The sequence below is a fragment of the Anaerosporobacter mobilis DSM 15930 genome (assembly GCF_900142955.1).
GTDB classification, from domain to species: domain Bacteria; phylum Bacillota; class Clostridia; order Lachnospirales; family Lachnospiraceae; genus Anaerosporobacter; species Anaerosporobacter mobilis.
In genome coordinates, this window is record NZ_FRCP01000017.1 from 69,410 (window position 1) to 82,125 (window position 12,716).

The window sequence follows — 12,716 nt, forward strand, 5'->3', positions numbered from 1 at the left end:
TAATTCCTAATTCGTTTCGTACTTGTTATTTTATTTGTTTAACTAAAACGCTTGATATTCTTTTATAGTTTCTTGACCCACCCGTTATGTCACAAAGTGCACAACCTCATGATAGGATAACCATAAAGTTAATTTTCGTTACTTAATCTTATTATTTATAACAAGACTAGCATTTAAAATAATCCCGTCGCTACTAGTAACAAATCGATTAATTTAACAAAGATGAACGGAGCGATAATACCACCTACACCATATACAAGTAGGTTCCATGATAACAACTTACCTGCTGAAACTTCACGGTACTTAACACCCTTTAATGCCAACGGAATCAACGCGATAATGATTAATGCATTATAAATAATTGCGGAGAATATGGCGCTTTCTGCACTATGAAGATGCATAATGTTAAGTGCTGACAATTCGGGATACAATCCTAAGAAGAGAGCCGGTATTATTGCAAAATATTTCGCTAAGTCGTTTGCGATACTGAATGTAGTTAAACTACCTCTTGTCATTAATAACTGTTTTCCAATTCTTACGATATCAATTAGTTTGGTTGGGGAGGAATCTAAATCCACCATGTTACCAGCTTCTTTTGCCGCTTGTGTACCTGTATTCATAGCAACCGCTACATCCGCTTGTGCTAATGCTGGAGCATCATTGGTACCATCTCCTGTCATGGCTACAAGATGACCTTTTGCTTGAAAATCGCGAATCATCTGCAGCTTTCCTTCTGGAGTCGCTTCTGCTAAGAAATCATCTACACCAGCTTCTGCTGCAATAGCAGCTGCTGTCAATGGATTATCTCCTGTTATCATGATTGTCTTGATACCCATCTTACGAAGATCTGCGAATTTTTCGTTTACTCCTGCCTTAATGATATCCTTAAGATAGATAACTCCAAGAATTTCTTTATTCTTAGATACAACAAGTGGCGTGCCACCTTTACTAGCGATGGACTTTACTGCCACGTCACATTGTCCACTATATCTTCCACCTTGATTAATTATATACTCTTTGATGGAATCAGCCGCACCTTTACGGATTCTATCTGATTTCATATCAACACCACTCATTCTTGTGGTTGCCGTAAATGGAACAAAACTCACATGTAACTCTTCTAGGTTACGTTCCCTTATACCAAACTTCTCTTTTGCTAAGATTACTACGCTACGCCCCTCCGGTGTTTCATCTGCTAGAGACGCCAACTGTGCCGCTTCTGCTAGTTCTTGCTCCGTATGACCATCGACTGGTATAAATTCCGCTGCCTGTCTGTTACCTAGTGTAATGGTACCTGTTTTATCAAGCATAAGGATATCAACATCACCAGCTGCCTCAATTGCTCTACCACTCATTGCAAGTACATTTGATTGATTCAAACGGCTCATACCTGCTATACCAATTGCAGATAGCAATGCTCCAATCGTTGTTGGTGCAAGACAAACTAATAGCGCAATTAATGAAGTAATGGAGGTAGGATTTTCAAGACCTAATTGTTTTGAAGAAAACAAACTGTAACTATATAACGAAGCTGTCACTAAGATAAATATTGCTGTTAACGCTACTAAGAAGATTTGTAAGGCGATTTCGTTTGGAGTTTTCTTCCTTGAAGAACCTTCTACCATTGCAATCATCTTATCTAGAAAGCTTTCTCCAGCCTCACTGGTTACCTGAATAACAATCCAGTCAGAAGTAACCATTGTACCACCAGTAACCGCACTTCTATCCCCTCCTGCTTCACGTATCACTGGGGCAGATTCTCCAGTGATTGCGCTTTCATCAACGGATGCCGCACCTTCCACTACTTCACCATCCGCTGGGATTTGTTCCCCTGCATTCACTAAAACGAGATCCCCTTTTCTTAATGTTGCTGATGATACTAGCTTAAAATCCTCTTTGTGATCAATTGAATCGATTTTTTTCGTCTCTATATCTTTCTTTGAAGCCCGCAGAGAATCTGCCTGTGCCTTACCTCTACCTTCTGCAATTGCTTCCGCGAAGTTCGCAAACAGTACAGTAAACCAAAGAATAACTGCTATTCCTAATATGTATCCGGAAGAAGCATCTTTAATCCCAAAGCATGATAAGAGAAAAAGAAATGATGTTAAAATTGCTGATATATATACTAAAAACATTACAGGATTCCCAATTTGTGTCTTAGGAGACAGTTTCATAAACGAATCCTTTAATGCATGTAAGAGTATTTTCTTGTCTTTCACTTTAATTTCCATGCATATCACAAGCCTCTTGTGATTCCGCCATAATAAATAGGTTGAAAGAAAGCAGTGCATGGCTCCTTTCATAAGATTTATATTCTTTCAACCCTTCCTCCCTATGCAATCATCTGCAAATGTTCTGCAATTGGTCCAAGTGCAACCGCAGGGAAGAAACTTAATGCTCCAATTAGTAAAACAACAAAAATTAATAAAGCAATAAACATACCATTCGAAGTAGAAAGTGTACCTGCTGAAGTTGCAATCTTTTTCTTCTTAGCTAAACTACCTGCAATTGCAAGAGTAGCTAACATTGGTACAAACCTTGCTAACAACATACATAAACCAATTGCTATATTAAGGAATGGCGTATCTGTCCCTAATCCAGCAAATGCAGACCCATTGTTTCCGCCTGCTGAGGCAAATGCATATAATACTTCCGAAAATCCATGTGCCCCTGCATTATTCAAGCCATCTGCTACAGAAGGAATTACCATAGCAATACCACTACCAATTAGGATAGCGACTGGTGTTGCTAAGCAAACGAACACAGCCATCTTCATCTCATAAGGTTCAATCTTCTTACCTAGATATTCTGGCGTTCTACCAACCATTAAGCCCGCAATGAATACCGTTAATATAGCGAAACCAAGCATTCCATATAATCCACAACCTACACCACCAAAGATTACTTCACCAAGCATCATGAGAAGCATTAATACCATTCCCCCAAGTGGTGTATACGAATCATGCATGGAGTTTACAGAACCATTGGAAGCTGCTGTAGTGAATACCCCCCAGGTTACTGATGAGGCAATTCCAAATCTAGCTTCTTTTCCTTCCATGTTACCACCCGCTTGACCGTCCGTACTAAGATCCACTAGCTCCTCGCTATTTCTTTCAGAGCCTTGTAATTGTGGAGTAGCAAATTGTTCACTAACAGCTACCGATGTAAGTGCGATAACTAAAACCGTAAACATAGCGATAAAGATTGCCCTTCCCTGTTTTGAGTCCTTGATATTTCTTCCAAATGTAAAGCAGAGTGCTGCCGGTATTAACAATATGGAAATCATCTCAAGCAAGTTCGCTAGTATTGTTGGATTCTCAAATGGGTGCGCGGAATTAACACCAAAGAAACCACCACCGTTTGTTCCCAATTGTTTGATGGCAATCTGACTCGCAGCTGGTCCCATAGGAACAACTTCTTCTGTTACAACGGTACCATCTTCTGTTGTAATAGGCTCAATTAATTGAACGGTATCATAACTCTTAAAGTTTTGCACCACACCCTGTGATACTAAGCCAATTGATACTACTATTGATAATGGAATTAATACATAAACTAAAGATCTTGTTACATCTACAAAAAAGTTACCAATTCCATTTGTCTTCGTTCTTACAAATCCACGAATAAGTGCAAACAATACCGAGATACCAACCGCAGCTGATACGAAGTTTTGAACAGTTAAACCAATCATCTGTGTAAAATATGAAAGTTGTGCCTCACTGCTATATGCTTGCCAGTTCGTATTGGTAATAAAGCTAACTGCTGTATTAAAAGCTAAATGCCAACTTGTTCCGTCAATTTTTTCTGGATTAAGTGGTAAAATTCCTTGTAAGAGTATAATTAAGAATAAAGTAACTAAAAATAATGCACTAAACAAAATTGCTGATAACGCATATCTCTTCCATGTCATTTCTTCACTTTCTTCAATATGTAATAATCGATAAATCAATCTCTCGCACGGCCTTCCAACCCTTGATAGGAAGACTTTTTCTCCGTTCATAACCTTTCCTATATACCTGCCAAGGGGTATTGCTAAGGCTATCAGTATAATTAAATATATTGAATATTGGATTACTGTCTCCATGCTTTTTTCCTCCCAATTACTATTGCAACAATTTTTTCATATACAACGTTTCTTCTTTGTATTATCCAATCTATAAAACGCTTAACTTATCTGTCTATCCACCTCCAATGTTTTTACATGAATTAGAATAGCAGATTGGATATAAAAATAGGGTTATGGATTGGGGGTGGGGTATTAAAATGGTATTAAAATTTTATAGATATGGTCTTTTAATCTAGAGTGTGTGTAAAAATACGCTTACCTTGCTTTTTATTACAATCATCGTCTTCATCATAAGCTAGATGACTAATAGGTAAAAAGCTTACATACTGATCCATATTGTACTTCACAGGCCAATACGTAGGATCAAGAGCATAAGCAGCCCGAAAATGTTTTAATGCAAGCCTATGATCTTTTTGTGTTTCCAGTAATATCCCCATAAGGTTATGAGGTATTGGTGAGTGTGCATGCTCACTCATAGCATGCTTGATCTGTTGTTCTGCTGTTAGAAAGTTTTTATCCTTGATTAATCTCCTAATCTCATTACATAACTTATTATTAATTTCCTTCTCCACTGAGCTTTTGTTCGTAATATTGATTTGACTATCTCTTTTGACATTTTCCATAAACTATGCCTCCTATATTGTCCTAGTTAATGTACATATAATAAAGTGTGCATTTGTTATTACTTCTATAGGCTAACATGATTTATATTAAATGTGGGTATGGATAGTAGGGTAGGATGTTAAAATGGGGTAAAAATTAATCAGACATAGTTAATATTGTTAATTAACCCCCTTCTCTATATTACTAATAATGTATTGAATTACCCAATTACAATCGTGTGTTTTCATGATATAATAGAAGTAATAAAGATTAATTATCTGAATTTACATTAGAAAATATAAAGAGGACTTTATTATGATAGATACAAACTTATATACAAATTCTCATTCTTATGAAATGGTATGTAGTCTAGGTGAACGTTGCATGACAGCACATCAAATGCGTTTGAATAAACTTCGCTCTGAGTCCAACCTATTTGATTGGCTAGTTACAACTAATATTGCTGCTGTGGTTGATACTTTGTTAAACAATTGGAATGATTTTTTCAATAGAGAAAATCTTGTTGTACAATATGTCGGACCAGAACACACAAGTGTAATGGATTCTACCACCGGTTTTCTCAGTTTACACGACTTTAATTCTGCTAAACCATTCGATGAAGAATACGATAGATTTATTACAAAATATAAGCGCAGAATCAATCGCCTTATGGATTTAATCTGCACATCAAAATCCATCCTATTTGTCAGAACCAATGCAACTGAAATAGATATTGAAAATTTGCAACGCTTAATAACATTAAATCCTAGTGCTACTATTGATTTTCTAATCGTTAATACTACTAATACTACTAGTGTTAGATCGATACCAAGCAAATACGATAATGTACATATCTACGAAATATCTGATCAGCCTGATTTAGCTTATGATGTCTGGATGGGGAATCATGTACATTGGAAAGAAGTACTTTCTAATTATTCACTTATTGGATATCAGTATTTTCTTGTACAGGCATTAAAGCAATATACCAAGGAAAAGACTTTGGTAATATGGGGATTTGGTGGTGCAGGAAGAAAAATTGTCGCACACTTAACAATAACAAAAGATTCTGTACCTATCGGTTGGATTGTAGATCGTAACCCAGCCAAGATCGGTATGATTAGCGAAATATTAGAATTAAAAGATATCACAAGCTTACGATCACATACTTCTGACGTCTTTGTATTAATCTGTATCTATGGTGATACAACAGAAATAGAAAAGACCCTGAAAGATATGAATTTCTCTCAAGAGTCTTATAAAAAGGTTTTATATGATGGACTGGCACCGATTGGGGTAGGTTGATTGATGCTGAATAGAGTATTATTAACTGTTTTATTTGTAAACATCTTCTCCAGCATGCCTAGCTCCTAAAGCTTTTTGTATTACATTACTTCGATAATTAATTTGGAGGTAGTCGTATGGCAACAGCAAAAATAGGAAAAAATTCTGAACGTGTTATTTTATTAAAAAATTCCTTGCTAGTGGAATGGAAAAAAAGACTGGGCAAAGAAAATAGCATTCCATATGCAACTTTATATAAGTAGGTGAAATCTTAGTCCACTTTGAAATCTGGCCTTTTGTATCATTCCCGAAATCGCACTTTTCTCGGTAGATCAATATTTCTGACCTCAAACAGACACATCAATGTAGTAGTACATAGTCTTTTCGCTACACATAAGCTCATCCTTATGAGTTTCATTTTAGTATTCACATAATTAGGATTATTTCCATGGATTGTATTTTGATTGCCAAAATAAATTTTATTACTATGTTCTACCTTGATCATACTCACAAGAACGACATGTCAGATTCAACAGCATTAGTCCAGACCTAATCTAAATTCTAGAGTATACTTACACAATGGGGTTAGTCAAGATCCTGGCTAATCTTATCGCACCCTTACCGTCCACTAATGACTGCATTTTACTTCCAATGTTAAACCTATACTCTTGGTTGGTAGCATATTGCCTAATTGCTGCATTTATTCTTCTCCATAAATCCAACTCCCCATTACGAATATCACCACAATAACTAGCAACCCCTAATTGTTCAAAGCCTTTTGCACCTAACAATTGATTATCAGCAAATGTATAGGTAATCATCGGTACACCACATGCACATAACTCATACATGGTAGAACCACCTGCAGTAATTGCAATATCACAGTTTCTCATGATTTCAGACATATTTGTAACATTAAAATGAAGAATAATTTGTGGATATTTACTTGCTAATTCTTCTAAATATTCTCTATCAGAATTGAAATTTCCTACGATTATATGATATTGTATTGTTCGTATATCATAAGGCCGCTTATCTAATAATTCCTTTTGCTTTGTTTTCATTGTTGTTTTTTCTTGTAATAATGTTTCTTGTTCAAGATAGTGTATAAACTTCTTTGCTACATGATAGTAATCTGCTCCTCCTGTTGTTATTAGAATCCGACTTACTATATTCCTAAAAATTCTTTTAATACCACGAAATTCTTCTCGCAAAGGGATATACTTACAGCCTAAAAAATAATTAACATTCCAATTATATCCCGAATGATAATCTAATTTTTCTACATAATTATTATAATTAATTAAGACATCTACTGGGTAAGGAAACATAGCCAGGTCATCCAAATAAAATACCTTCGTATGTTTTCTCAGTTCTGATAAATAGTGTTCCGTTACATAATAACTATCGATTAATAATCTGTCAATATTATACTCTTGAATTAGCAGAATCAGCCGTTCCAATTCTAAATCCAAATCATCCCACTTAGAATTCATACAAATGCATGAATATCCATTGCTTTCTATCAGTTCTCTTACATGCTCATCCGCTACGAGAAATGTTATTTTCTGCCCTAATTTCATAACTTCTCTTGCTATTGATATACAACGCATAACATGTCCTGTTGCTATTGTTGGATTAGCATCAGTTCGAATATAAAGCATTTTTATCACTTCCTTTAATTTATTAATGAGCTTTTTAATTTCGGCACTAACACCCTAGAATTCTATACTACTATTCCCCCACTAATTAAACATATTTCTTCTGTAGATCATTTATATTAGTTCTTACTAGATATCTCATACCTCAACCATAGGGAATTTCTAATGTACTACACCTTTCCATCTTAATTATTTACTAGCTTAATTATCGTATCAATTACATACTGTTGTTCTTCTGTTGACAAATCAGGATACAATGGAATACTGATTATGTGCTTGTATAACTCTTCAGCGTGTGGACACCTTACCAAATCATAACCATTCTTCTGATAATATGGGAATGTATATACAGGTATATAATGTACGTTAACTCCAATTCCTGCTGCACTTAATTCTTCGAATACATACCGCCTATCAACATTTTTAACCTGTATCACATAAAGATGATAACTATTATTACAGCCTTCTTTTTGATTTGGTACGATAATATTCTTAATATTAGCAAATGCTTCGTCATAACGCTTTGCTATCTCTCTTCTCTTTGCTACAAATGTGTCCAATTTTTGCATCTGCGATATACCAAGAGCACACTGTATATCCGTAATTCGATAATTATAACCTAGCTCCAATTGCTCATAGTACCAAGGTCCCTCATTTCTTGACAACAACTTTGGATCTCTGGTGATTCCATGAGTGCGGAATAACATTAATCTATTATACAGTTCTTTATTATTAGTCATAATCATCCCACCCTCGGCTGTTGTAATATGCTTGACTGGGTGGAAACTAAACGTTGTCATATCTGACATACTACCAACTTTTTTTCCTTGGTAATCTGCTCCTAATGCATGAGCAGCATCTTCAATTACAATCAGTTTATATTCTTTTGCTATGGCATGAATTGCCTCCATATCACAAGGTTGTCCTGTATAATGAACTGCTATGATTGCCTTTGTGCGATTTGTTATCTTTCGCTTAATATCTTCTGGATCTATGTTATAGGTAATCGGATTAATATCTGCAAATACCGGTTTTCCACCACAATAAATAATGCTGTTAGCAGAAGCTGCAAAAGTAATTGGTGTTGTAATTACTTCATCCTCTTCTCCAATTCCTGCTGCATAACACGCAGCATGCAATGCTGCTGTTCCATTAGAAATAGCAACAGCATATTTGGCCCCAACATACTCCGCTACACACTGTTCAAACTCATGAACTTTGGGTCCTGTAGTAAGAAAATCCGATCGCAAGGTTTCTACAACTGCCTTAATATCATCATCATCAATTGATTGTCTTCCGTATGGGATATGCACTTTATCATCTCCTATCTAACTATTTTATTAATCTTTTTACAAATACGATACGATTATTTTTTGAATACTTTGTATATAAACAATATTCAAATACTTTTTGTGATGCAAGATTATCTTCCTTTACTTCACCAATAAGTTCAATAATATGATGTCCTTTATATAGTTCGTTTTTTTCGATAGATTCAATAATTTTTTTCCCTAGACCTATACCACGATATCTCTTATCAACACTATAACTAATATATGCTTTTTTATCGACATACTCTAACCTAAGTTGTCCTACAGGAATATCATTTTTATAAACAATATATATTGCTATGTTATCTACATCTAATCTCGTCTCACACCACTTTACATGTTCATCATATACAATCTTATCAGAATGAAATGAATTCATTCTAGTTTCAGGATCATTAGCCCAATTATATAATATATTGATATCATCTATACTAAATCTTTTGAATTCTAGTAGGCCTTCCATATGATACTCCATTTCAAAATTAATATAATATTATTTATTCAACACTTTCGAATCTAATTGGAGTACCCTCACTAATATCATATCGAGCAACTTTTCCAATTACCTCATTATAAAACTTTGGTTTCAAGCCAGCACCTGGACGAATAACACGGATATTATCAGCACTTAACTGTTCCCCTGCCTTAATATCTTTTACAGCGAATATCGATTTTCGGAATCTCAAATTACCTTCCTCTTGTTTAGTTGGCCCATATTTTACTTTTCCAATAGCCATCTCCACAGCGCGTATCTCATTAACCATCGTAGCAAATTCATTTGCTTCCATTGAAAACGAAGAATCTGGATTATTGTTATCTCTACTTATACAAAAATGTTTTTCTATAATAGACGCTCCCATTGAAACTGCTGCAACTGCACCCAATGACCCCATTGAATGGTCAGAAAGACCAACTGGAACATTAAATATTTCCTTCATATTTACCATCGTCTTCAGATTCATCTCATCAGTAATAGCTGGATATGCGCTTGCACAGTGTAATAATGCCAATTGATTATTGTCCTGACTACGTACCGCATTCACCGCATCTTCTATTTCACATAATGTAGCCATACCTGTAGACATTATAATTGGTTTTCCTTTAGAAGCAACATATTCAATCAATGGTATGTCTACTACCTCAAAGGACGCAATTTTGTAAAACTCTACTCCCATCTCTTCTAAAAAATCAACTGCTGTTTTATCAAAAGGTGTAGAGAAAAAATCAATTCCAATCTTATCAGCAACTTCCTTTAATTCTGGTTGCCACTCCCACGGAGTATAAGCTTTCTGATAAAGAGAATATAGATTCTCTCCTTTCCAAGTTCCGCTGTCTATCTGAAAATATTTATTACTGCAATTCATTGTGATCGTATCAGCAGTATAAGTTTGTATTTTAATACAATCTGCTCCCGATTCTTTTGCTGCATAAATGATTTCCTTCGCTCGATCTAAACTTCCAGCATGATTAGCAGACATCTCAGCAATAATATAAGTCTCTTGATTTTTTATTTTATCTTGTAATTTCATATTTTCTTTACTCCAATTCAAAATATTATTCCCTAGAGACACCTATTTTGATATACGCATTCTATATTTTAATTCTGCTAATTCCCAATCCACATAATTATCAATGTCCTGAACTTCCATTTCATCAATAATAATAGGTAATGTATTCTCCATTATTAAATTATGCGTATCTAAAAATCTTTCTGTATTCATAAAATAAAATTGACCACAATCGTGATACCATTTTTCCAGATCCTGCGAACGTAATAGACGATTTTCTGGCCATTTAAATTCTAATTTATCATCTTTTAAAACAAAGCATCTCTGAGGAGGAAAAGAATACGCCACGATTGGTATAACCGCGTCAGCTTTTGATAGTACTAATTTTTCATAGCTTTCTCTTAATCTAGCCGCTGTAATAAACGGAGCAGTTGGATAAATACAACAAACATACTCAAATGTTATTCCCAGTTTTTTATATTCATCTAATACTTCTAAAAGGACTTCATGTGTCATTGCCATATCACCTGAAGTTTCTTGTGAGCGTGTAAAAGGTACCATTGCGCCACATTCCTCAGCAATTTTTTTAATCTCTAAATCTTCTGTTGATACCATTACTTCATCAAAAATAGAACTTTCAATTGCAGCTTCAATCGAATATTGAATAATTGGTTTTCCACAAAATTCTTTAATGTTTTTTCTGGTAATTCTCTTACTACCACCTCTGGCAGTTATGATAGCTAAACATTTCTTCTTCATATCAATATCCTTTCTACTTAGCGAAGTTCATCCAATTTTTTTGCTACTTTATGAAATGCTTCAATAACATCATCTAAATCTTTTTTCGTCATAAATGGTCGCATCAATTCATGAAAGTTGTTTCTGAATCACATATTTTTCAAAACTTAATGGCTCATTTCTTTAGTTTTCTCATACTCATCATCCGACATATAATCGCAGTATCCTTTATTATACATCCATTTTCTTTAAGAGATTATTGTCAATTAACTTATCAACTATTTCTATTAGTTCATCAATAGCAACATTTATTATATTACTAATATCAATTAAATCATTATGACCATCTGCATATGCAATAAAATTAGTTAATGCTTTTATCTTATTATAAGTACCTTTCTGACTTATAGTCGGATACAAGCCTCTTTTACCAAGTTGCGGTTCACAAAGACAAGTAACTCTATACTTATAATTATATTCTAAAGCATTAATACACTTTTTCATTAATTCAAATGTTCCTTGTAGTCCTTTTTCTGATATAAGTTCCAAATTATCTGCTGATGTATGGTATTCTTTAAATTCTCCATATTTTGACCTACATACGGCACATACAGGTAAATCAATACCTGGTGCATTAAATTGTCTCTCATCGGATCCTCTGTGCAAAAAACTATATTTTTGATATTCAGGATAATGAAACCCTAATACATTCTCTAATAATTTATCAGTTAATGTTTTTCCATATTTTGTCTCAACGTAAGAGTATGTTCTATCATCTCCTACACAAGATAAGACAAATCCAGCTATGGTATTTTTTTTCATTATATCAAGATTTCTACTCAAATAAGTAATTGATCCAATTGTTTCAGGTACAAATATAATTCTATAAGTATACCTTCTCTTTTTTAAGGTTTTAATCCACTTAGCCAATGCAATTGTAACACAAGGTCCAGATACTTCATTATTAGCCATTGATGGGTGGCATATATAAGTAGATAATAACACTTCCTCTTGTGTTTCACCTTTAATGATGATTTCTCCATAAGTTAAGCTTCCTTGCTTGAGCTCACTGTCAATAACACAATGATAATTATCTTCTTTCAATAATTTTTTTTGATTCTCGGACATACAAAAACCACTACGCTCTTTATAGTACGAAGTTACATATGGAATTACATCAGGTTGATCAGGTTGCGTATATATTATTTTATTCAACTCGTCAAGGCTAAGATAGCAGTCCATAGGATTCGAATATCCCATTACATAAAGATTATTTTCTTTAAAATCAATTATTTTTTCTCCGTTTGAAGTTTCAATATAAGCATCTTTTATATTCCATTCTTTTGGTACTGTCCAATCAAATACCTGTGTTCCTGAGGGCACTTCATATATATTTAAATCGCTATACTCTGTCTTTAAAATGGCTAGTGTTTCCCTAACCCCATTTCCTGTTAAACTTCTACATATGGGAAATAACTTTTTTGCTAGTTGATACATTTTTTCAATTCCTTCGATAATTTTATTT

11 protein-coding genes are annotated in these 12,716 nt (G+C 34.3%); 2 read left to right on the plus strand and 9 right to left on the minus strand.

Annotated elements, in window-relative coordinates; translation table 11 throughout:
• Positions 1–173 precede the first annotated feature (173 nt).
• From kdpB to BUB90_RS16355, 3 genes are all read right to left on the minus strand, one after another.
• Positions 174–2,231: a potassium-transporting ATPase subunit KdpB gene (kdpB, locus tag BUB90_RS16345; RefSeq protein WP_073289517.1), complete on the minus strand. Its 2,058-nt coding sequence runs from the start codon at positions 2,229–2,231 to the stop codon at positions 174–176.
• A gap of 101 nt (positions 2,232–2,332) precedes the next feature.
• Positions 2,333–4,084 (minus strand): potassium-transporting ATPase subunit KdpA, encoded by a 1,752-nt coding sequence (gene kdpA, locus BUB90_RS16350; protein WP_073289518.1) that lies wholly within the window; start codon positions 4,082–4,084, stop codon positions 2,333–2,335.
• A 209-nt stretch (positions 4,085–4,293) separates the two neighbouring features.
• Entirely contained in the window at positions 4,294–4,689 is a 396-nt protein-coding gene (locus BUB90_RS16355; RefSeq protein WP_084139322.1) for a tetratricopeptide repeat protein, read from the minus strand.
• A 295-nt stretch (positions 4,690–4,984) separates the two neighbouring features.
• Between BUB90_RS16355 and BUB90_RS16360 the strand changes: the two genes are divergently transcribed.
• A complete protein-coding gene (locus tag BUB90_RS16360) occupies positions 4,985–5,974 on the plus strand; it encodes a DUF1796 family putative cysteine peptidase (protein ID WP_073289519.1) in 990 nt (329 codons plus the stop codon).
• Between the two features lie 116 nt (positions 5,975–6,090).
• Positions 6,091–6,216, plus strand: a complete 126-nt coding sequence (locus tag BUB90_RS24135) for a hypothetical protein (RefSeq protein ID WP_278277304.1) — start codon at positions 6,091–6,093, stop codon at positions 6,214–6,216.
• A gap of 309 nt (positions 6,217–6,525) precedes the next feature.
• On the opposite strand, the gene BUB90_RS16365 is transcribed toward BUB90_RS24135, so the two are convergent.
• From BUB90_RS16365 to BUB90_RS16390, 6 genes are all read right to left on the minus strand, one after another.
• Positions 6,526–7,617, minus strand: a complete 1,092-nt coding sequence (locus BUB90_RS16365) for a PseG/SpsG family protein (protein WP_073289520.1) — start codon at positions 7,615–7,617, stop codon at positions 6,526–6,528.
• A gap of 182 nt (positions 7,618–7,799) precedes the next feature.
• A complete protein-coding gene (gene pseC / locus BUB90_RS16370; RefSeq protein WP_242952562.1) occupies positions 7,800–8,927 on the minus strand; it encodes a UDP-4-amino-4,6-dideoxy-N-acetyl-beta-L-altrosamine transaminase in 1,128 nt (375 codons plus the stop codon).
• A 19-nt stretch (positions 8,928–8,946) separates the two neighbouring features.
• Positions 8,947–9,408 carry a GNAT family N-acetyltransferase gene (locus tag BUB90_RS16375; protein ID WP_073289522.1) on the minus strand — a complete coding sequence of 154 codons (462 nt, stop codon included), beginning with the start codon at positions 9,406–9,408 and terminating at the stop codon, positions 8,947–8,949.
• Between the two features lie 34 nt (positions 9,409–9,442).
• The gene (pseI, locus tag BUB90_RS16380; protein ID WP_073289523.1) at positions 9,443–10,474 is read right to left on the minus strand and encodes a pseudaminic acid synthase; all 1,032 of its coding nucleotides are present in this window, start codon (positions 10,472–10,474) and stop codon (positions 9,443–9,445) included.
• Between the two features lie 42 nt (positions 10,475–10,516).
• On the minus strand, positions 10,517–11,212 hold the full coding sequence (gene pseF, locus BUB90_RS16385; protein ID WP_073289524.1) for a pseudaminic acid cytidylyltransferase: 696 nt from the start codon (positions 11,210–11,212) through the stop codon (positions 10,517–10,519).
• 210 nt (positions 11,213–11,422) lie between these two features.
• Positions 11,423–12,688 carry a DUF4910 domain-containing protein gene (locus BUB90_RS16390; protein ID WP_073289525.1) on the minus strand — a complete coding sequence of 422 codons (1,266 nt, stop codon included), beginning with the start codon at positions 12,686–12,688 and terminating at the stop codon, positions 11,423–11,425.
• Positions 12,689–12,716 lie beyond the last annotated feature (28 nt).